The 20,770-nt window shown below is 69.8% G+C and carries 14 protein-coding genes; 7 read left to right on the forward strand and 7 right to left on the reverse strand.

The features are described 5' to 3' along the window. Position 1 precedes the first annotated feature (1 nt). A complete protein-coding gene (locus FHP08_RS00195; RefSeq protein ID WP_147702303.1) occupies positions 2 to 346 on the reverse strand; it encodes an antibiotic biosynthesis monooxygenase family protein in 345 nt (114 codons plus the stop codon). Positions 347 to 422: 76 nt separating this feature from the next. On the opposite strand from FHP08_RS00195, the gene FHP08_RS00200 reads away from it, so the two are divergent. Further along, complete coding sequence (locus FHP08_RS00200; RefSeq protein ID WP_147702304.1) at positions 423 to 734, forward strand: cupin domain-containing protein; 312 nt, start codon at positions 423 to 425, stop codon at positions 732 to 734. Between the two features lie 68 nt (positions 735 to 802). Here the strand turns inward: FHP08_RS00200 and FHP08_RS00205 are convergent, their stop codons facing one another. Beyond that, entirely contained in the window at positions 803 to 994 is a 192-nt protein-coding gene (locus tag FHP08_RS00205; RefSeq protein WP_222707784.1) for a hypothetical protein, read from the reverse strand. A 270-nt stretch (positions 995 to 1,264) separates the two neighbouring features. Here FHP08_RS00205 and FHP08_RS00210 point away from each other — a divergent pair, with 270 nt between their 5' ends. Both FHP08_RS00210 and FHP08_RS00215 read left to right on the forward strand, forming a co-directional pair. Beyond that, entirely contained in the window at positions 1,265 to 1,708 is a 444-nt protein-coding gene (locus FHP08_RS00210) for a hypothetical protein (protein WP_147702306.1), read from the forward strand. A gap of 33 nt (positions 1,709 to 1,741) precedes the next feature. After that, positions 1,742 to 10,360 carry a GH36-type glycosyl hydrolase domain-containing protein gene (locus FHP08_RS00215; protein ID WP_147702307.1) on the forward strand — a complete coding sequence of 2,873 codons (8,619 nt, stop codon included), beginning with the start codon at positions 1,742 to 1,744 and terminating at the stop codon, positions 10,358 to 10,360. A gap of 23 nt (positions 10,361 to 10,383) precedes the next feature. Here FHP08_RS00215 and FHP08_RS00220 read toward each other — a convergent pair whose 3' ends face one another. After that, positions 10,384 to 11,046 (reverse strand): glutathione S-transferase family protein, encoded by a 663-nt coding sequence (locus FHP08_RS00220; RefSeq protein ID WP_147702308.1) that lies wholly within the window; start codon positions 11,044 to 11,046, stop codon positions 10,384 to 10,386. 144 nt (positions 11,047 to 11,190) lie between these two features. On the opposite strand from FHP08_RS00220, the gene FHP08_RS00225 reads away from it, so the two are divergent. Continuing rightward, positions 11,191 to 11,895, forward strand: a complete 705-nt coding sequence (locus tag FHP08_RS00225; RefSeq protein ID WP_147702309.1) for a ribonuclease activity regulator RraA — start codon at positions 11,191 to 11,193, stop codon at positions 11,893 to 11,895. Beyond that, positions 11,892 to 13,238, forward strand: coding sequence for a TIGR03862 family flavoprotein (locus FHP08_RS00230; protein WP_225878972.1), 1,347 nt, complete (start codon positions 11,892 to 11,894; stop codon positions 13,236 to 13,238). The genes FHP08_RS00225 and FHP08_RS00230 overlap by 4 nt, the downstream gene beginning before the upstream one ends. Positions 13,239 to 13,250: 12 nt before the next feature. On the opposite strand, the gene FHP08_RS00235 is transcribed toward FHP08_RS00230, so the two are convergent. Beyond that, a complete protein-coding gene (locus tag FHP08_RS00235; protein ID WP_147702310.1) occupies positions 13,251 to 14,009 on the reverse strand; it encodes a 2OG-Fe dioxygenase family protein in 759 nt (252 codons plus the stop codon). A 95-nt stretch (positions 14,010 to 14,104) separates the two neighbouring features. Here FHP08_RS00235 and panC point away from each other — a divergent pair, with 95 nt between their 5' ends. After that, positions 14,105 to 15,010 (forward strand): pantoate--beta-alanine ligase, encoded by a 906-nt coding sequence (panC, locus tag FHP08_RS00240; protein WP_147702311.1) that lies wholly within the window; start codon positions 14,105 to 14,107, stop codon positions 15,008 to 15,010. Between the two features lie 28 nt (positions 15,011 to 15,038). Here the strand turns inward: panC and FHP08_RS00245 are convergent, their stop codons facing one another. Further along, positions 15,039 to 16,115 carry an MBL fold metallo-hydrolase gene (locus FHP08_RS00245; RefSeq protein ID WP_147702312.1) on the reverse strand — a complete coding sequence of 359 codons (1,077 nt, stop codon included), beginning with the start codon at positions 16,113 to 16,115 and terminating at the stop codon, positions 15,039 to 15,041. Positions 16,116 to 16,250: 135 nt separating this feature from the next. Beyond that, the gene (locus FHP08_RS00250; RefSeq protein WP_147703070.1) at positions 16,251 to 17,414 is read right to left on the reverse strand and encodes an NAD(P)/FAD-dependent oxidoreductase; all 1,164 of its coding nucleotides are present in this window, start codon (positions 17,412 to 17,414) and stop codon (positions 16,251 to 16,253) included. A 191-nt stretch (positions 17,415 to 17,605) separates the two neighbouring features. Here FHP08_RS00250 and FHP08_RS00255 point away from each other — a divergent pair, with 191 nt between their 5' ends. Continuing rightward, positions 17,606 to 19,036 (forward strand): NAD-dependent succinate-semialdehyde dehydrogenase, encoded by a 1,431-nt coding sequence (locus FHP08_RS00255; RefSeq protein WP_147702313.1) that lies wholly within the window; start codon positions 17,606 to 17,608, stop codon positions 19,034 to 19,036. 616 nt (positions 19,037 to 19,652) lie between these two features. On the opposite strand, the gene FHP08_RS00260 is transcribed toward FHP08_RS00255, so the two are convergent. Next, entirely contained in the window at positions 19,653 to 20,522 is an 870-nt protein-coding gene (locus FHP08_RS00260; protein WP_147702314.1) for a pirin family protein, read from the reverse strand. Positions 20,523 to 20,770 lie beyond the last annotated feature (248 nt).

The raw sequence follows: 20,770 nt of genomic DNA on the forward strand, positions 1-20,770 counted from the left end.
TTCAACCGTGCACCGCCCGCGAATCCCCCGGCGCCTCGACCCGCTCGTTCTTGCCATAGTCGCGCAGCACCGCCGCCACCCGCAGCCGGTAGTCCGCGAACATCCGCTCGCGGCCGGCGTGCTGCGCCTGCCGGTGCTCCTCGAGCGCGCGCCAGCGGCGCACCGCGTCCTCGTCGCGCCAGAACGAAAGCGAGAGCAGCTTGCCCGGGTCGGTCAGGCTCTGGAACCGCTCGACCGACACGAAGCCGTCCATTTCCTCGAGCCGCTTGCGCAGCGATGCGGCCATGGCGAGATAGGCGTCCTTCTGTCCCGGTGCGGGCATGACCTCGAAGATGACTGCGATCACGTCGGCGCTCCTCCTGTTCGTCTGCCTTCGGCAGGTACCATCCATCCGCCCGACAGGCTACCGCGAGACGACGCCCATGAAAATCATCCGCAGCAGGACCTTCACCGCCGAACGCCCCTGGGGCGCGCTGGACATCGCCTGCATGAACGGTATCACCGCGCGCCTGCACTGGACCGACCGGCCCTACCGCTGGCACGTGAACGACGGCGAGGAGATCTTTGCGGTGCTCGACGGCCGGGTCGAGATGCGCTACCGCGAGAACGGCGAGGAGCGCTCGGCGATCCTGGAAACCGGCGACGTGTTCCACGCCACGGTGGGCACCGAGCATGTCGCGCATCCGATCGGCGCGGCGCGGATCCTGGTGGTGGAGCAGGCGGGCAGCGTCTGAGCTCCCGCGGTTGAATCGCCTCGTGCGGGCATCGGCGAATGCAGTGAAGGCCGCCGGCGCTCGGTCGCTCAGGTCGGCTGCGAGGACGAGGTCGATGGAGGCACCGGACTGCCGCCCTCACCTTCCCAGACATCGAGCTCCATCTTCAGTCGCCTGATGTCTTTCCGTCGACGACCGTGACGCATTTTCGAAAGCAGCGACGCATACGCCGCGACGCCGATCAGCAAAGCGAGCGGCAGAATCAAGCGCCTCATGCTCATCATCGATAACTCCTGACCCGAACGAACAAATCGTATGCGGTCGAACGCATGGCGTCGGTGCGGTCGCGGACACAAGCGCCGATCGGCAAGCACCGGCCTGCGCGGGCCCGCGCGGCACTCGGCACTCTGTTCGACACCGAACAGACCGGATGCACCAGAGCCTCGTAGGATCAAGCTCTTTCGCGCGATCCCGTTGCCGACGTAGCTACTGATTCGACGCCTTGCCACGCAAGCGTTGTGAGATCCGGCTGGCGCCCTGCGGGCCCATCCATGTTCGACCGCGACGCTCAGGAGACAGGAATGAAGCAGAGAAGAGCCCCGAAGCCGGTCATCGATCCACTGCCCCTCTGGACCGAGCTGGCGATGAAGACCGGCGATACGATGCGCGCGTCGGCACAGGTCCTCGGCGACCGCACGACTCGCATCGCCACGACGGGCGTCAGGCCGAGCGCGAGCGATCGCCGCGAGTTCGCGTTGATGGGACGGGAAACGTTCGAAGCCTCGATCGAGTCGGCTCAGGCCGTCATCGCGCAGATGATCCGGGCGAGCCCGCAGCTCGGGGCGCGCGGCGTCACCCGGCCGGCAGCTTCCGCCTCGCAGTTCTCCGGTTCGACCGCGCGGATCGCCGAGAAGGCGCTGCAATCGATGCACGCGCGGGCAAGGGCAAATGTCAGACGGCTCGGGAAACGCAAGCCCGGAACGTCGTCCAGCTGACGTGCCCCCTGAAGAGCCCTCCAGCCCCGCGTAATGAGCGAGGATCAATCGAGAGCACGCGAGACGCGATCGAATCGGGCCTGGCTTCGCCCTTTCGGTCCCAAGACGCCCGCCTTCCGAAGAGATTCGCATGCCGCGCCCTGGCACAACGAAGCGCCGATCCGCGCGGACCTGTTCAGCATCGAGCGTCTCGAGCAGCATGCCGAAAGTCTTGCGGCGAGCCAGCCCGTCACGGACAAGCCCAAGGCCGGGCGATCCCTCGCCGCTCGACTCGCGGACGACGAATCGGTCCTGCGCGAAGCCTATCGCACCACGGCAAGCGCGGCCGCCGAAGGCGAGGCGATCACCCCGGCCGCCGAGTGGCTGCTCGACAATTACCACCTCGTCGACGAGCAGATCCGGGAGATCCGCAACGATCTGCCCCCCGGCTACTACCGCCAGTTGCCGAAACTGGCCGACGGTCCTCTGGTCGGTTTTCCGCGCGTTTTCGGGTTGGCCTGGGCATTCGTCGCGCATACGGACAGCCATTTCGAGCCAGGGGCGCTGCGCCGTTTCGTGCGTGCCTACCAGCGCATCCAGCCCCTGACCACCGGGGAGCTGTGGGCAATCGCGATCACGCTGCGGATCCTGCTCATCGAGAACCTTCGGCGCTCGGCCAGACGCCTCGTGACGAGCCGGGCCGCACGCCGCGAGGCGGATGCCCTGGCTGACCGGATCCTGGGCGTGGACACACGCCCGGCCGAGCCCATCGTCGAGGTTCTCGCGCGTCGTGACGATGCGCCGCTGCCGGCGGCTTTTGCCGCCCAGTTGGTCCAGCGCCTGAGAGATCAGGATCCCAAGGTCATGCCGGCGCTTGCCTGGCTCGACGAACGCCTGGCGGCACAGGGGACGACCGCGGACGCGATCGTGCACGACGAACACCAGAGCCAGGGCGCGGCGAACGTGACGGTGCGCAACATCATCACCAGCATGCGCCTGATCTCCGACGTCGACTGGGCGGACTTCGTGGAGAGCGTGAGCCTGGTCGACGACGTGCTGCGCGCAGGCAGCGAATTCGCCGACATGGATTTTTCGACGCGCAACCTCTATCGCGACGCGATCGAGGAACTCGCGCAGGGCTCCAGGCTGACGGAACTGGATGTCGCGCGCGCCGCGCTCAAGGCTGCCAGCGATGCGGCGCTCGCGGCGATTGGCGACGATGCGCAGCGCCGGGTGAACGATCCCGGCTACCACCTGATCGCCGGAGGGCGGCGCGCGTTCGAGGCCACGATCGGATACCGCCCGCCACTGCTGGCCCGGCCTGGCCGCTTCAGTGCGGCGGCCGGCCTGCCCGGCTACATCGCCGTCGTCGCGCTGGTGGCCGCGCTCGTCCTGTGCCTGCCCTTGCTCCCGCTGGCGCGCCTGGGCATCGGCGGCTGGCATCTCGCCCTGCTCGCTCTCGTCGGCGCGATCCCGGCGATCGATGCGGCAATGGCTCTGGTGAATCGCGGCGTCACGCAAACCGTCGGCGCAGCCATCCTTCCCGGCCTGGAACTGCGCGATGGCGTGCATTCGACCCTGCGCACGCTGATCGCCGTGCCGATGCTGCTTACCACGCGGGCCGACGTCGAGGAGTTGGTCGAGGCCCTGGAGATCCATCACCTTTCGAGCCCCGACGGCGAGCTGCATTACGCCCTGCTCTCGGACTGGACCGATGCCGACGCCGAAAACGTCGAGGGCGATGAGGCGCTCGTCGACGCGGCGGCCGCGGGCATTGCCCGCCTGAATCGCCGATACGGGCCGGCAGCCGGCGGCGAGCGCTTTCTGCTGCTCCATCGCCGGCGGGTCTGGAACGAAGGGCAAGGACGGTGGATCGGTTGGGAGCGCAAGCGCGGCAAGCTCCACGAGCTGAACCGCCTGCTTCGCGGCGCCACCGACACGACCTTCATGATCATCGACGGTCAGCCGCCCGCAGTGCCGCCGGGCGTTCGCTACGTCATCACGTTGGACGCCGACACCCGGATGCCCCGGGACACTGCCCGCCGGCTGATCGGCAAGATGGCGCACCCGCTCAACCGTCCCCGCTTCGACGCCAGTTCCCGCCGGGTCGTCGAAGGCTATGGGATCTTGCAGCCCCGCGTGACCCCCTCTCTGCCGATCGGCGACGAAGGTTCGATCTTCCAGCGGCTCTTCGCCGCCGCCGGCGGGATCGACCCATACGCCGCCGCGGTGTCCGACGTGTATCAGGACCTGTTCGGCGAGGGCTCCTACACCGGCAAGGGAATCTACGATGTGGATGCCTTCGCAGCCGCGCTCGACGGACGCGTCGGCGAAAGCATGCTGCTGAGCCACGACCTGTTCGAGGGCAGCTTCGCGCGCTCGGGGCTGGCTTCCGATATCGAGATCGTCGAGGAATTTCCGGCGCGCTACGACGTGGCCACCGCACGCCAGCATCGATGGGCGCGAGGCGACTGGCAGCTGGCGCCTTGGATCCTCGGTCGCGGCCACGCGGCGGACGGCGATCGGAGAATGAGCACGGTGCCACCGCTCGGGCGCTGGAAAATGCTCGACAACCTTCGGCGCTCGCTGTCCGCCCCAGTCGCCCTCGCCGCATTGATGGCGGGATGGGCGCTGCCGCTGTGGGCCGCCGTGACCTGGACCGGCTTCGTCGCGGCGACCATCGCGGTGTCGACGCTGCTGCCGGTTCTCGCCGGTCTGACGCTGCGGCACTCCCGGCTCTCGGCACGCAGCCGCGTTCACGCGCTGGCCACGGAACTCCGGCTCGCCCTGTCGCAAACGGCATTGCTGCTGGTGTTCCTCGCTCATCAGGCATGGCTGATGGCCGATGCCATCGGAAGGACGCTGTTTCGCCTGATCGTCAGCCACCGCCATCTGCTCGATTGGGTGACGGCAGCCCAGGCGAAGGTGGGGCGACGGCTCGAGCTCGCCGGCTTCTACCGGCAGATGTCGCGGGGGGTCGCCATCGGCGTCGCCGCGGCGATTTTCGTCTGGCTGGCCGGGCGCGATGCATGGCCGGTGGCAGCACCATTCGTGTTCGCCTGGCTGGCATCGCCGGCCGTCGCCCGGTGGTCGAGCCTGTCGCCTGGCATGGCGGAACGCCCGCAGATTTCCCTTGCGAACGTCCGCACTCTGCGGCAGATCGCGCGCCGCACCTGGCGCTACTTCGAGAACTTCGTGACGACAGCCGACAACATGCTGCCGCCCGACAATTTCCAGGAAGATCCGCACCCGGCCATCGCGCACCGGACATCGCCCACGAACATCGGCCTGTATCTGCTCTCCGCGGTCAGTGCCCGCGATTTCGGATGGGCCGGCACGGCCGACACGGTCGGTCGCATCGAGTCGACGCTCGCGACGATGAACAGCCTGCCGCGCTTCAGGGGCCACTTCTACAACTGGTACGACACACGAGCTCTTTGCCCGCTGGACCCGAAGTACATCTCCTCGGTGGACAGCGGAAACCTGGCCGGACACCTGATCGCACTTGCCAATGCCTGCCGGGAGTGGAGTCGGAGTCCGATTGCGCTGGCCGACTCGTTCGCCGGGATCGACGACAACCTGAGTCTCGCGCGCGCTGCGCTGCGAGCCCTTCCCGACGATCGACGAACCCAGACGATCACTCGACACCAGCTCGAAGCGGCGCTCGATGCCCTGAGTGCCGAACTCGGCCGGCACGGCATGCAGCCCGCGAGGGCCGCTGATCCGTTCGCCAGCATGTCGCCCCAGGCAGCGACCGCTGCAGATATCGCCCGGACGCTGGCCAGCGAGCGCGGAGACGACGCTGGCGAGGAGATGTTGTTCTGGGTGGAGGCGACGCAGCGGTCGATCGCGAGTCACTGCCGTGATCTCGCTGCGACCGGGCCCGACGGCCGGCTGCTGGAGCGCCGGCTGACGGCACTCGAAGCGGCAGCGCGGTCCATGGCCAATGCCATGGAGTTCGGGTTCCTGCTGGACGCGGACCGCAAGCTCCTTTCGATCGGCTATCGCGTTGCCGAGGACACACTCGACCCGAGCTGCTACGACCTGCTCGCCTCCGAAGCGCATCTGGCCAGCTTCGTGGCGATCGCCAAGGGTGACGTCCCATCGCCGCACTGGTTTCGGTTGGGGCGAGCCGTCACCACGATTGGACACGGCGTGGCGCTGATCTCATGGTCGGGATCCATGTTCGAGTACCTGATGCCGTCGCTCGTGATGCGAGCGCCGATCGGCAGCCTGCTCGAGCAATCCAACCGTCTGATCGTTCGCCGGCAGATCGCCTACGGCGCCGAACGCGGCGTGCCCTGGGGTCTCTCGGAGTCCGCCTACAACGTCCGCGACCTCGAGTTCACCTATCAGTACTCGAACTTCGGCATCCCCGGCCTGGGCCTCAAGCGTGGGCTCGGCGAGAACATCGTCGTCGCCCCCTATGCGACGGCGCTCGCGGCGATGGTCGATGCAGAGGCGGCGACCCGGAATTTCTCCCGGCTCGATTCCCTCGGCGCGCAGGGCCGCTTCGGGTTCTACGAGGCGCTCGACTACACGCGTGCCCGCCTGCCCAAGGGCAGCCATTTCACGATCGTGCGGACATTCATGGCGCACCACCAGGGCATGACCGTGGTGGCCCTGTCGAACGCCTTGCTGGACGGAATCATGCGGTCGCGGTTTCACGCCGAACCGATCATCCAGGCGACCGAACTCCTGCTCCAGGAGCGCACACCGCGCAACGTCGAGCCGGCCCATCCGAGGGCGGAAGAAGTGGCGACGGCGGCCACGGCCCGCGATCTTCAGCTTCCCGCGGTGCGGCGACTGCGCTCGCCGCACCACTCTCAGCCGCAGTCCCACCTGCTGTCGAACGGGCGTTACACGGTGATGCTGACGGCTGCCGGCTCCGGATACAGCCGTTGCGGAGATATCGCGGTCACGCGCTGGCGCGAGGACGCCACTCGCGACGACTGGGGAAGCTATGTGTTCCTGCGCGACGCAGCGAGCGGCGCCGTCTGGTCTGCCGGATGCCAGCCGAGCGGCGTCGAACCGGACGATTACGTCGTCACGTTCAACGAGGACCGCGCCGAGTTCGTGCGTCACGACGGCACCATCGCCACGACGCTCGAGGTCATCGTTTCGCAGGAAGGCGACGCCGAGGTTCGTCGCGTGTCCGTCTCCAACACCGGCAACCGATCCCGGGAGATCGACCTCACCTCCTACGCCGAAATCGTGCTGGCGCCGCCCGCCGCCGACGCGGCTCACCCGGCCTTCTCCAAGCTCTTCGTGCAAACCGAGCATCTCGTCAAGGACGGCGCCATCCTGGCCACGCGGCGGCGTCGCTCGCCCGGCGAGCCCGAAATCTGGGCCGCCCATTTTGCGGTCGTCGAAGGCGAGGCAGTGGGCGACCAGCAGATCGAGACCGACCGGGTCCGTTTCCTGGGGCGCGAACGCGAGATCCGGGCGCCAATCGCCGTGATGGACGGACGGCCGCTTTCCAACACCGTCGGCGCCGTCCTCGATCCGGTTTTCGCACTCCGCCGCCGTCTGAGAATTGCACCGGGTCGCACGGCGCGCATTGCGTTCTGGACGGTGGTCGCGCCTTCGCGCAGCGATCTGCTGGACCTTATCGACAGCCACAACGACACCACGGCCTACGATCGCGCGGCCACGCTGGCGTGGACCCAGGCACAGGTCCAGATGAACCACCTGGGCATCGACGAAGAACAAGCGATCGTCTTCCAGCGCCTCGCGGGCCACGTGATCTACGCCGATTCGTCGATGCGTTCCTCGTCCGACACCATACGGCGCGGCATCGCCGGTCCACCGGCACTCTGGGCCCAGGGCATCTCCGGCGACATCCCCATCGTGCTGCTTCGCATCGACAGCATCGACGATATCGGGATCGTGCGCGAATTGCTTCGAGCCCATGAATGGTGGCGGATGAAGCAGCTCGCCGTCGATCTGGTGATCCTCAACGAGCGCGCGTCTTCCTATACCCAGGATCTACAGATCGCTCTGGAAACGCAGATCCGCACCAGTCAGTCCCGACCTTCGATCCGGGCGAGCGCCACGAGCGGCTCGGTCATCGTTCTGCGCACCGATCTGATCGCCGCCCAGACACGTGCGCTGCTTCTCGCGCTCGCCCGGGTCGTTCTGGTCGGACGCCGCGGCGGGTTGTCCGAGCAGCTGAGCCGTGTCCAGGCCGCGCCAAGCGGCGCGCCGGCGCCCCGGCGCGCGCCGTCGGTCGAGGCGCCCCAGGACACCCCGGCAGTGCCGGCGCTCGAGTACTTCAACGGATTCGGCGGATTCGCAGCCGACGGGCGCGCTTACGTGACGATCCTCGACGGCGGCCGGTCGATACCCGCGCCGTGGGTCAACGTCATCGCCAATCCATCCTTCGGCTTCCAGGTCGCGGTCGAGGGCAGCGGCTATACGTGGTCGCTCGGCAGCCGCGAGAACCAGCTCACACCGTGGTCGAACGATCCCGTCACCGACCGCCCGGGCGAGGTCATCTACCTGCGCGACGAGGACAGCGGCGAACTCTGGGGGCCGACCGCGCAGCCGATCCGGCACCCGGCCTCGCCCTACGTGGCCACGCACGGCCAGGGGTACAGCCGGTTCGAACACACCGCGCACGGGATCGAGCTCGATCTCATCCAGTACGTGCCGCTCGAGGACCCGGTCAAGATCTCCAGGCTGTCGATCCGGAACAGGTCGGGGCGAAGCCGGCGGCTGTCGGTCACCGCCTATGTCGAGTGGGTGCTCGGTCCGTCGCGCGCCGCATCTGCCCCCTCCATCGTGACCGACATCGACGCCGCAACCGGCGCGATGTTCGCGCGCAACCCCTGGAACATGAACTTCGGCTCGCGAGTGGCCTTCGCGGACCTGTGCGGACAACAGATCGCCTGGACCGCGGACCGGCGGGAATTCCTGGGACGCAACGGCTCGCTCGACAATCCGGCTGCACTGACCGCGAAGGTCCCCCTCTCGAAGCGCGTCGGTGCCGCTCTCGATCCCTGCGGTGCGCTGCAGGCCCCGGTCGAACTCGCGCCGGGCGGTACGGCCGAGATCGTGTTCTTCCTCGGCCAGGCGTCGACGGCGGCCGACGCGCAATCGCTGATCACCCGGTACCGGGCGGCCGACCTGGATGCGGTGCTTCGCGAGGTCGTCCAATACTGGGACGAATTACTCGGCACGGTCAAGGTGAAGACACCGGACCGGTCGATGGACATCATGCTGAACCGATGGCTGCTCTATCAGACCCTCGCGTGCCGCGTGTGGGCGCGGTCGGCGTTCTATCAGGCGAGCGGCGCCTACGGCTTTCGGGATCAACTGCAAGACAGCATGGCGCTCGCCGTGGCGAGGCCGGCATTGACGCGTGAGCACCTGCTGCGCGCCGCTGGCCGGCAATTCGTCGAAGGCGACTTCCAGCATTGGTGGCTACCGCCGTCGGGCCAGGGTGTTCGCACCCGCATCTCGGATGACCGGGTATGGCTCGCCTATGCCGCGGCTCACTACGCGGCGACCACCGGCGACACCGCCGTCCTGGACGAGTCCATCTCCTTCCTGGAAGGCCAGTCGCTGCAGCCGGGCGAGCACGATGCCTACTTCCAGCCGGCGCTCTCGGAAGAATCCGCGTCGCTGTTCGAGCACTGCGCACGCGGCCTGGATCTGAGCCTCGCCGTGGGCGCGCACGGCCTGCCGCTGATCGGCACCGGCGACTGGAACGACGGCATGAACCGGGTCGGCGAGCACGGCAAGGGCGAAAGCGTCTGGCTCGGCTGGTTCCTGCATGCGACGTTGGCGGCATTCGTGCCGATCGCCGAGGCGCGAGGCGAAGAAACACGCGCCGCCCGCTGGCTGGCGCATCTCCGGCTGCTGCGCGAATCCCTGGAACGGGATGGCTGGGACGGAGACTGGTACCGGCGCGGCTACTTCGACGACGGCACGCCGCTCGGGTCGTTCGTCAGCGACGAATGCCGGATCGACTCGATCGCGCAGTCCTGGAGCGTGCTGTCCGGCGCGGGGGATCCTGTTCGGGCGCTGCGTGCCATGGCCGCCGTCGACGAGCAGTTGATCCGCGACGATGACGGCCTGGCGCTGCTGTTCACGCCGCCGTTCGACCGGACAACGCTCGATCCTGGTTACGTGAAAGGCTACCCGCCCGGCGTTCGCGAGAACGGTGGACAATACGCCCACGCCGCAGCTTGGTCGGTGCTCGCCCTTGCCGCCCTGGGCCAGGGAGACAAGGCTGCCAGCCTGTTCGGGATGGTGAACCCGGTCAGCCACACGAGCACGCGGGCAGACGTCCAGCGCTACAAGCTCGAGCCCTACGTCGCGGCTGCAGATGTCTACTCGGTGGCCCCACATGTCGGGCGAGGTGGATGGAGCTGGTACACCGGGGCAGCCGGGTGGCTCTACCGCGCGGGGATCGAGGGCATCCTCGGCTTTCGCCTGCAAGGCACCTGGCTGCTGCTGGATCCCTGCATACCCGTGGCCTGGCCCGGATTCGAGCTCGCATTCAGTCATCAGTCGACGCGCTACCGAATCGCGGTCCAGAACCCGCACGGCGTCAGCCGCGGGGTCGTGTTCGCAGAGCTCGACGGCACGATGCTGCCGGAAGGCCCGATCCGGGTTGCGCTGGTGGATGACGGCGAAACCCACGATTTGCGACTGACCCTCGGATGAGGGTGGCTCGTGCCTCGAAATGGTCAGGCCGGCTTGTAGACATTGAGCTGCAGCCGCTCGCGCTCGATCGCAGCCGCGACCGGCGCCGTGTCGGCCACGCGCTGGACATGGCTCCAGAGCTTCGGCAGCGACTCGGGATCGATGCCCGCATAGCCGCCCCAGCGCAGCAAGGTCAGCGCATAGGCGTCGAGGAAGGAGACCCGGTCGCCCAGCAGGTAGGGCGTGCCGGCGTGCTCGACCATGTGCTCGATGCGCGCGAGGTGCTTGCGGTACTGCTCGATCGCGTGCGCCTTGATCGCGGCCTGCGCGGCCTCGTCGCCGGTGAACTTGTTCGGCATGAACACGTGCGTGAACGTCGGGTGCACGGTGTTGTTCATCCACGCGAAGCGCGACATGGCCTGCGCGCGCGCCCAGGAGTCGGCCGGCAGCAGGCCGGCCTGCGGGAAGCCGCGGTCGATGAAGTCGCAGATGGCCACGATCTGCGAAAGCGGGTGGCCGTCGACCTTCAGCACCGGCACCAGTCCTTCGGGGTTCATGGCCAGGTACTCGGGCGTCTTGTGCTCGCCCTTGTGCAGCTTGACCATGTGCGGCGTGAAGTCCTGGCCGGTGGCGGCCTTCACCACCTCGAGGCCGGCGTGCGGCACGAAGGAACAGGCGCCAGGGGCGAAGTACAGCTCGATCTGCATCGGGTTCTCCTCGTATCGATCCCCGGTGATTCTCGCAGATCGCCGAACCGCCGCCGCGAAGCCCCCGAGGCCTTCCGCGGTACGATCTCGCACCAGGCCGCTCCCCGCCGAGCGCAAGAACACAACCCGCATCCGAGACTGCCGATGACACTGTCCGCCGAACTGCGCGAGACGCTCGCGACGATCACGACCGCCACGCTGACCACCGTGCTGCTGAAGAAGGGCCTGCGCAACGTCTGGCTGCGCGGCACCCGGCCGCTCAAACCCGGCCAGCCGCGCCTGGTGGGCCCCGCCTTCACGTTGCGCTTCGTGCCGGCCCGCGAGGACCTGGCCACGCCCGAGTCCTGGAGCTCGCCGATCTCGACCCGCGCGGCCATCGAGGCGATGCCCGAGGGCTGCATCGCGGTGGTGGACGCGATGGGCGTGGCCGATGCCGGCATCTTCGGCGACATCCTGTGCGCGCGCATGGCCAGGCGCGGCGTGGCGGGGCTGGTGACCGACGGCGTGGTGCGCGACGTGACCGGCGTGCTCGGCACCGGCCTGCCGGTGTGGTGCCAGGGCGCCGCCGCGCCGCCCTCGGTGGCGGGGCTCACCTTCGTGGGCTGGCAGCAACCGATCGCCTGCGGCGGCGTGGCGGTGTTCCCCGACGACGTGATCGTGGTCGACGACGACGGCGCGGTGCTGATCCCGGCGGCGCTGGTCGAGGAGGTCACGAAGATCGCGTTGGAGCAGGAGCGCCTCGAGACCTGGATCATGGGCGAGGTCGAGAACGGCGCCGCCCTGCCCGGCCTGTATCCGCCCAACGCGGAGAACAAGGCCCGATACGAGGCGTCGAAGCAGGCGAAGTGAACGAGGAAGATCTCGAAGGCGTCGCGGTCGTCGGCGCCGGCCCTGCCGGCCTGATGGCGGCCGAGGCGATCGCGGCCGCCGGCGTCACGGTCCAGGTCTTCGACGCCATGCCTTCTGCCGGCCGCAAGTTCCTGCTGGCCGGCCGCGGGGGGCTCAACCTCACGCATTCCGAGCCGATCGGCCCCTTCCTGTCTCGCTACGGCAAGGCCGGGGAGCGGATCGCGCCATTGTTGCAGGCCTTCGGGCCCGACGCCCTGCGAGAGTGGACGCACGAGCTGGGCATCGACACCTTCGTCGGGAGCTCGGGCCGCGTGTTCCCGAAGGAAATGAAGGCCGCGCCGCTGCTGCGCGCCTGGTTGCACCGGCTGCGCGCGGCCGGCGTGCGCTTGCGGATGCGGCACCGCTGGACAGGCTGGGACGAGGCCGGCCGGCTGCGCTTCGAGTCGCCACAGGGCCTGCTCGCGCTGCGTGCCCGGGCGGTGGTGCTCGCGCTGGGCGGCGCGAGCTGGGCCCGGCTGGGTTCGGACGGCGCCTGGGTCGGGCCGCTGCAGGGCCGCGGCGTGCCGGTGGCGCGGCTGCAGCCGGCCAACTGCGGCTTCGACCTCGGCACGCTCGCCTGCCGGAGCGAGCCGGGCTGGTCCGCGCAATTCGTCGGGCGTTTCGCCGGCCAGCCGCTGAAGACGGTTGCCGCGGCGGTGGACGTCGACCCGGCTCCGGCGGAGACCGACGCCGCCCGGGATGGCGATCCGCGGAACGACGATGCACAGGCCCGGGACGTGCCCTGGCGCATCGGCGATTTCGTGATCACCGACACCGGAATCGAGGGCACGCTGGTCTATGCGCTGTCGGCCGAACTGCGTGACGCGATCGCCGCGCGCGGCGGGGTCACGCTGCGGGTCGATCTGACGCCCGGCCGCAGCCGGGAGCGGCTCGCCACGGATCTGGCCAAACCGCGCGGTGGCCGGTCCTTCGCCAATCACCTGCGCGCGCGTGCGGGGATCGAGGGCGCCAAGGCGGGCCTGCTGCGCGAGGCGCTCGGCACGGACGGCCTGGCCGCCGCCGCCCAGGATCCCTCGCGCCTTGCCGATGCAATCAAGTCGTTGCCCCTGCCGCTCGCGCGTCCGCGCCCGATCGACGAGGCGATCAGCACCTCCGGCGGCGTGCGCTTCGAGGCGCTCGACGATGCGTTGATGCTGCGCGGTCTGCCAGGGTTCTTCTGCGCCGGGGAGATGCTCGACTGGGAGGCGCCCACCGGCGGCTACCTGCTCACCGCCTGTTTCGCGAGCGGCCGCGTGGCCGGCGCGGGCGCCGCCCGCTTCGCAATGGAGCGCCGGGACCCGTAGGTCGCTTTCGCCTCAGGCCGGCGGGGCCTGGAAGCCGCCGCGTCGATAGGTCAGCACCAGCGTGTCACGATGGGGATCCGGCCCGTCGGGCTGGATCGGCGTGGCTTCGTGGATCACCCGCGCATCGTCGAGCAGCAGCGCGCTCCAGGGCTCGCCCATCACGAAGCGGATGCCCCGCGGGCCTTCCGCCTCGAACACCCGGCTCTCGCCGCCGCGAACGTCGGCGCGCTCGACCAGGATCACCGCCACGTAGTCGACGCCGTCGCGATGCGCCCCTTCCGGCGTGGGGCGACCCACGCCGTCGGACGTGTCGATGCGGAACTGGTGGGCCTCGACGTGCCAGCGATCCGGCGGCTCGCGGCCCGCGTCGCGTTCGGCCTGCGCGAAGACATCGCCCAGCGCGACGAGCAGCCGCCGCCAGGCCGGATCCTGGCAGACACCGGCCTCGATCGGGTCGAACATGCGCTCGATGCCGCCGTGCAGCGCGTTGTAGTCCACCGGCTGCCAGTGCGCGCGATGCGGCACCTGCTCGAGCACTCCGGTGGCCGGCACGTGGACGAAGCAGCTGTGCCGGCGGCGTCGATAACGCCCGCCATCACGCAGCCAGCCGTCGGGCGGGAGGCGGTCCCAGGTCGGCGCGAGCCGCGCGGTGTCGGCGTCGTGGAATCGGGCCAGTGCCCCAAGATCGGCGCGCGCGAGCCGCACGAAGCCCTGCCCCGCAAGCCGGCGCGACGGCGTATCGGTGCCCTGAGTCCAGTCGGACCAATCCATCTTCGAAACCCTAATGTGCCTGCCATGATTGTAGACTCGGCCCCCCGAGGGGCATCTCCCCACGCATCGGAATCCATCAGGCAACGGAGAGCGTCATGCGTATCGAACCGACCATCGCCGGCACGCGCGAAGCACTGATGGCGCCATCTCGCATCGGCGCGGGCATCGGATTGGTGCCCACGATGGGCAACCTCCACGACGGCCACCTCACCCTGGTGGGCGAGGCGCGTCGCCGCGTCGGCCCGGACGGCCTGGTGGCGGCGAGCATTTTCGTGAACCGGCTGCAGTTCGGCGCGGGCGAGGACTTCGACAAGTATCCGCGCACCTTCGAGCGCGACTGCGCGCTGCTCGCCGAGGCCGGCTGCGACCTGCTGTTCGCGCCGCACGAGGGCGAGATGTATCCGGAGCCCCAGACCTTCCACGTGGTGCCCGACCCGGCGCTGGCGGGCGTGCTGGAAGGCGCGGCGCGTGCCGGGCACTTCGATGGCGTATGCACCGTGGTGATGAAGCTCTTCTCGATCGTCCGGCCCACGCTGGCGGTCTTCGGCAAGAAGGACTACCAGCAGCTGATGCTGGTCCGCCGCATGGTCGAGCAGTTCGCGCTGCCGATCGAGATCGTGGCGCACGACACGGTGCGCGAGGCCGACGGCCTGGCGATGTCCTCGCGCAACGGATACCTCAGCGCGGCCGAACGCGCCGAGGCGCCCGCGCTGAATCGGGCGCTGCGCGGGCTGGTCGAGGCGGTTCGCGCCGCGCGAGCAGCCCACGCGAAGGCAAGGCTCGACCGCGCGCGGCTCGCCGAGCTGGAGAACGCTGCGATGGCCGAACTGCACGCACGCGGCTGGCGGCCCGATTACCTGAGCGTGCGCCGGCAGAGCGACCTGCAGTTGCCGTCGGACGCGCAACTTGCGGGCAGCGAGCCGCTGGTCGCGCTCGGCGCCGCGCGGCTCGGCATGCCGCGGCTTCTGGACAACATCGAGATCCAGGGTCCGGACGCGTAGTCCGGTCCAGGCTCCCTGCGAACCCGCCTCAGGCCGCGACGGCCTGGTACCAGGCCACGCCGTCGTCGTCGACCGACACGGTGGCTTCGCCCCGATGCAGCAGGTAGTTCAGGTGAGCGAGGCTCTCGCCGGTGGCCAGGCTCAGCAGCCGCGGCTCGTCGATCGCCCGGCCGAACAGGCTGGCGAACACGTCGACCACCCGGCGCGGCTGCGCGAGCCGGCGGCGCAGCCGGTCCAGCGACACGCGATGCCCCTGGCCCAGGTACGCGAGCCGTGCGTGCAGGCCGATGAAGGGCTCGTTGTGGGCCGGCAGCACCAGCACGTCGTCGGGCACGGTGTCGCGGATCCGCTCCATCGACCTGAGCCAGCCGTGCAGCGGATCGGCCTCCGGCTCGGTCGGGAACACCGACACGTTGGACGAGATCTTCGGCAGCACCTGGTCGCCCGAGATCAGCAGCTTCAGATCGGGGCACCACAGGCAGGCGTGCTCGGGCGAGTGGCCGGTGCCCACGACGACCCGCCAGTCGTGCTCGCCGATGCGCAGGGTCTCGCCGTCGCGCAGCCGCCGGAAACTCTCGGGCAAGGCATAGACCATCTTGCCGAACTGGCCGAAGCGGGTGCGGTAGTCCTCGATCGCCTCGTCGTCCCAGCCGGCCCGGTGGTAGAAGCGCACGCCCTCGTCGGGGGCCTCGCGGCCGGTGTCGGCGACCAGCACGCGGCAGTTCAGGTACTCGAGCCGGGTCATCCAGAGCGGGCAGTCGAACTTGCGGGTGAGCCACCCGGCCATGCCGACGTGGTCCGGATGCATGTGCGTGACGAACACGCGCGAGACCCCGTCCTCGAGCGCTCCGCCCGGGCCGAGCAGCGTGCGCCAGGCCGCGGCGATCTCGCGGCTCTGCACACCGGTATCGACGATCGCCCAGCGTTCGCCGTCGCGCACCGCCCAGACGTTGATGTGGTCGAGCGAGAACGGCAGCGGCATGCGCAGCCAGAGCACGCCCGGCGCGATCTCGCGGGCGACGCCCGGCTCGGGCAGCTGGTCGAAGGGGTACTCGAGCACGGGCCTGGACACCCGGTCGGAGGGGATGGCGGACTCGTCGGACATCGGGGCTCTTGCGCGGTTGAACCTGGGGGCACTCCGATTTGACCAGAGACCACCCGGTGCGTCACCCGCGACGATCCGGAATCGGCCCCGGAATCCGCCCACGAGGCGCGCCGGTCGCCGCCGGGCGAGGCCGCCTCATGCCCGCGTCGCCCGCAGCCGGGCCGGGCCGAGCGCTGCCTCGGAGAGCCCCAGGTCGATCAGCCGCTGCGGCAGTGCCAGCCCGCGCGCCAGCGCCGCGCAGGCCTCGCTCATCCCGGCGGAGCTCTGGATGCCGTAGCCGCCCTGGGCCGCGAGCCAGAAGAAGCCCGGCGCACCGGGGTCGAAGCCGCCGACCAGCCCGCCGTCGGCCACGAAGGAGCGCAGCCCAGCCCAGGTGCGGCTGGGGCGACGGATCTCCAGGGTGGTCCACTGCTGGATCCGGTCGATGCCGGTGGCGACGTCCAGCTCCTCGGCCACCACATCGTGCGGCTCGACGGGGTCGGCATTGGCCGGCGAGCCGAGCAGCATGCCCGCGTCGGGCTTCACGTAGAAGGACTCGTCGGCCGAGATGAAGGCCGGCCAGGCGCGCGCATCGACGCCCGCCGGCGGCGCGAACAGGAAGGCGCTGCGGCGCTTCGGCTGCAGACCGATCGGCGCAACGCCGGCCGTTCCTGCCACCAGGTCCGCCCAGGCGCCGGCCGCGTTCACCAGCACCGGTGCGCGCCAGCTGCGCGTGCCGTCGGACACCCGCCAGTCGGAGCCGGGGCCGCCGGTGCGCTCGATCGAGGCGATCGCCACGCCGCACTCCACGACCGCGCCCTGCCGGCGCGCCCCGCGCAGGTAGCCCTGCAGCAGGCCGTCGACGTCGATGTCCATCGCGTCGGGCTCCAGCACGCCGCCGATCACCGTGTCGCGAAGCACCGGCACCATCGCGCGCGTCTCGGCCGCGTCGAGCCGGCGCGCGAGCGGCGACAGCGCGCGGACCACTTCGTGGTGCGCCTGCAGCGCCTCGCGCTGGTCGGCCATCGCCACGGTGAGCGCGCCGCGCGGCGAGAGCACCGCGTGGTCGGCGAATCCCGGCGGCGGCGAGAACAGGAACTCGCGGCCGGCCAGGGTCAGCGCGCGAACCTGCGGTGGACCGTAGCTCTCCAGGTAGAGCGCGGCCGAGCGGCCGGTGCTGTGCATGCCCGGCCTCGGCTCGCGCTCCAGCACGACGGCGCGGCCATGTGGCGCCAGCCGCCAGGCGAGCGAGGCCCCTGCGATTCCCGCCCCGATGATCAGCCAGTCGCACCCGACTTCGCTCGTGTTCGGCACGGCCATCGCCTCGCCCACCCTGTCCTCGACTTGTCCCCGTGTCATCGCCTTGCTTCCTCGAGCCGCAGCCGGAATCGGAATGCCGACTTTACCCGCTCGCCGGCGGCCCGGCCCCGGCTCTCCCGGCCGCGAGCCGGTCGATGTCAGAATTCCGCTTTTGGATCGATCCGGAAACCGGACTACAGGAGAACCGCGGCATGTACGAAACGCTCAGCCTCTACATCGACGGACAGTTCACCGGCGCCGAGGGGCGCAAGACCCAGCCGGTGACCAACCCGGCCGACGGCTCGGTGCTCGCTCAGCTGCCCCACGCCACGCGCGAGGATCTCGACCGCGCGCTGGCCGCCGCGCAGCGCGCCTTCGGCGAGTGGAAGCGCGTGTCGCCGCTCGAGCGCAGCGCGATCCTGCGCAAGGCGGCAAGCCTGCTGCGCGAGCGCGCGAAGGACATCGCCCGCAACATCGTGCTGGACATGGGCAAGCCGATGGCCGAGGCGGTCGGCGAAGTGCTGAGCTGCGCCGAGCACACCGAGTGGAACGCCGAGGAAGGCCGCCGGATCTACGGCCGGGTGATCCCGCCGCGCAACGACCAGGTTCGCCAGTTCGTGGTCCGCGAGCCGGTGGGCGTCTGCGCCGCCTTCACGCCGTGGAACTTCCCGGCCAGCCAGGCGATCCGCAAGATCGCCGCCGCGCTCGCGTCGGGGTGCACGATCGTCCTGAAGGGGCCCGAGGACGCGCCCAGCGCCTGCGTGGCGCTCGCCCGCGCCTTCCACGACGCCGGCCTCCCCCCGGGCGTGCTGAACCTGGTCTGGGGCGTGCCGCCCGAAGTGTCGAAGCACCTGATCGAATCGCCGATCGTGCGCAAGATCTCGTTCACCGGATCGGTGCCGGTGGGCCGCCAGCTCGCCGCGATGGCCGCCCAGCACATGAAGCGCAGCACGATGGAACTCGGCGGCCACTCGCCGGTCATCGTCTTCGACGACGCCGACGTCGAGCGCGCCGCCGACCTGCTGCAGGCCTTCAAGTTCCGCAACGCCGGACAGGTGTGCGTGTCGCCGACCCGCTTCTACCTGCATGAGAAGATCTACGACCGCTTCCTGGCGCGCTTCATCGAGAAGACCCGCGAAATGAAGGTCGGCTCGGGCCTGGAGGAAGGCGTGAAGATGGGTCCGCTGGCGCACGAGCGCCGCGTGCCACAGATGGAAGCCTTCGTGGAGGACGCCAACATGCGCGGCGGCTGCATCGAGCTGGGCGGAGGCCGCGTCTCGGAGGCCGGCAGTTTCTTCGCGCCGACCATCGTGACCAACGTGCCCGACGACTCGCTGCTGATGACCAGCGAGCCCTTCGGCCCGATCGCGCCCTTTGTGCGCTTCAGGGACACCGACGAGGTGATCCGGCGCGCCAACAGCCTGCCCTACGGACTGGCCTCGTACGTGTTCACCACCTCGCTGAAGAACGCGCACGCCGCCTCGACCGGCATCGAGGCCGGCATGGTCAACATCAACCACTTCGGCATGGCGCTGGCCGAGACCCCCTTCGGCGGGATCAAGGACAGCGGGTGGGGGAGCGAGGGGGGGATGGAGACCTTCGACGGGTACCTGAACACGAAATTCGTGACGCAGCTCAACTGAGGCGGGGGCGGGGGCCGGTCGGGTGGGTGCCGATTCACGGGCCCGGGTGCGCTGTCCGCTTCGCGGAAACGCTTGGTCGCGCGGACGCTCAGCCCCGGCCGCGGAACGCAACTCGGCCCGCCTTCGGCGGTCCTCGGACAGCGTTCCGCTCGCGCTGCGCGCGCCGGGTCTTCGCTGCGCTCCCGCGCCAGCGCACACGGGCCCGTGAATCGGCACCCACCCGTCCGGCCCTCGACGCGCGACGGTTTCGCCGTAGCCATGGCGCGCTGCGCGCGCCGCGACGGCGAAGCCGTCGCATGGGCTCGCGGCTGCGGCGGTGGCGCCGCGAACTGGGTGACGCGGTCGGGCGGGCGCACCGAGGCATCCAGCGCGAGGGGGGCGGGTCGGGTTTTTTCGGACTCTTGTGCGCCGGCGCGGGGGCGCAGCGAAGACCCGGCGAGCGCAGCGAGAGCGGAACGCTGTCTGAAGACCGCCGAAGGCGGGCTGAGTTGCGTTCCGCGACGGGGCTGAACGGCCGCGCGACCAAGCGTTTCCGCGAAGCGGACAGCGCGTCGAGTCCGAAAAAGCCCGGCCCGCCCCCCTCGCGCCGCCCCGAAACGTACCCCGCCTGCCAGCGTCACTCCGGCAGCGGGATGAACTCCTCGCGGTCGTCGGGCGGCAGCACGAAGCGCCCGGCCTTCCAGTCCGCCTTCGCCTGCTCGATCCGCTCCCTGCGCGAGGACACGAAGTTCCACCAGATGTGCCGCTCGCCCAGCGGCTCGCCGCCCAGCAGCATCACCGTCGACGGCTCGCGCGCGATCATCGCCGGCCGCTCGCCTGCATCGAAGACCAGCATGCGACCCGTGCGGTGGCGCTGGGCATCCAGTTCGAACTCGCCCCTGGCGACATAGGCCGCGCGCTCGGCGTGGCCCTCGGGCAAGGGGATGCGAGCACCGGCCTCGGCCTCGAGGTGCAGGTAGAACATCGGCGAGCGCACGCCCACCGGGCTGCGCATGCCGAAGGCATCGCCGGCGATCAACCGCATCCGCACTCCGGGCTCGTCGGCCTCGGGCAGGTCGGCAGCCGGGTGATTCTCGAAGGCCGGCTCGCACTCCTCCTCGGCCTCGGGCAGCGCGATCCAAGACTGCAACAGTTCGAGCCCGCCCCCTGCGAAGGCATCCGGCGTATCGAAGCGCTCGGAGTGCGCAATGCCCCGTCCCGCCGTCATCCAGTTGACCTCGCCGGGCCGGATCACCTGTTTCACGCCCAGGCTGTCGCGATGCGTGATCGCCCCGCCCAGCAAGTAACTCAAGGTGCAGAGCCCGATGTGCGGATGCGGCCGCACGTCGGCCCTGCGGCCTTCCTGGCACGACATCGTCACCGGCCCCGCATGGTCGAAGAAGATGAACGGCCCCACCATCCTCCGCCTGGCGAAGGGCAGCACCCGCCGCACCTTCAGCCCGTGACCGAGGTCGGCCTCACGGCCGTCGATCACGATCGTTGGCATCGCATCCTCCGTTCAAGGTTCGTTTGCAGGCAGCGAGCCGACAGAAGCGGCAAGACCGGCCGGCGCTCGGCACAGGAAACGCACAGCAGGAAAGACCAAGCTTAGCGGAGGAAGGCGCTTGCCGCCCGGTCAACCGCACCCGGCATACCGCAATTCGAGCCGCGCACGATTCGCCTCGCGGCCGGGGGCCCGATGCCTGCGCCGCGTCCCGTGTGCGCTGGCGCGGGAGCGCAGCGAAGACCCGGCGA

This window comes from Zeimonas arvi (genome assembly GCF_008039575.1).
GTDB lineage: Bacteria > Pseudomonadota > Gammaproteobacteria > Burkholderiales > Burkholderiaceae_E > Zeimonas > Zeimonas arvi.

What these genes read in the sequence shown, in the direction of transcription:
- FHP08_RS00200 (WP_147702304.1), top strand. Translation starts at nt 423, where the DNA reads ATGAAAATCATCCGCAGCAGGACCTTCACCGCCGAACGCCCCTGGGGC.
- FHP08_RS00205 (WP_222707784.1), bottom strand. Translation starts at nt 994, where the DNA reads ATGAGCATGAGGCGCTTGATTCTGCCGCTCGCTTTGCTGATCGGCGTC.
- FHP08_RS00210 (WP_147702306.1), top strand. Translation starts at nt 1,265, where the DNA reads ATGTTCGACCGCGACGCTCAGGAGACAGGAATGAAGCAGAGAAGAGCC.
- FHP08_RS00215 (WP_147702307.1), top strand. Translation starts at nt 1,742, where the DNA reads ATGAGCGAGGATCAATCGAGAGCACGCGAGACGCGATCGAATCGGGCC.
- FHP08_RS00220 (WP_147702308.1), bottom strand. Translation starts at nt 11,046, where the DNA reads ATGCAGATCGAGCTGTACTTCGCCCCTGGCGCCTGTTCCTTCGTGCCG.
- FHP08_RS00225 (WP_147702309.1), top strand. Translation starts at nt 11,191, where the DNA reads ATGACACTGTCCGCCGAACTGCGCGAGACGCTCGCGACGATCACGACC.
- FHP08_RS00235 (WP_147702310.1), bottom strand. Translation starts at nt 14,009, where the DNA reads ATGGATTGGTCCGACTGGACTCAGGGCACCGATACGCCGTCGCGCCGG.
- panC (WP_147702311.1), top strand. Translation starts at nt 14,105, where the DNA reads ATGCGTATCGAACCGACCATCGCCGGCACGCGCGAAGCACTGATGGCG.
- FHP08_RS00245 (WP_147702312.1), bottom strand. Translation starts at nt 16,115, where the DNA reads ATGTCCGACGAGTCCGCCATCCCCTCCGACCGGGTGTCCAGGCCCGTG.
- FHP08_RS00250 (WP_147703070.1), bottom strand. Translation starts at nt 17,414, where the DNA reads ATGGCCGTGCCGAACACGAGCGAAGTCGGGTGCGACTGGCTGATCATC.
- FHP08_RS00255 (WP_147702313.1), top strand. Translation starts at nt 17,606, where the DNA reads ATGTACGAAACGCTCAGCCTCTACATCGACGGACAGTTCACCGGCGCC.
- FHP08_RS00260 (WP_147702314.1), bottom strand. Translation starts at nt 20,522, where the DNA reads ATGCCAACGATCGTGATCGACGGCCGTGAGGCCGACCTCGGTCACGGG.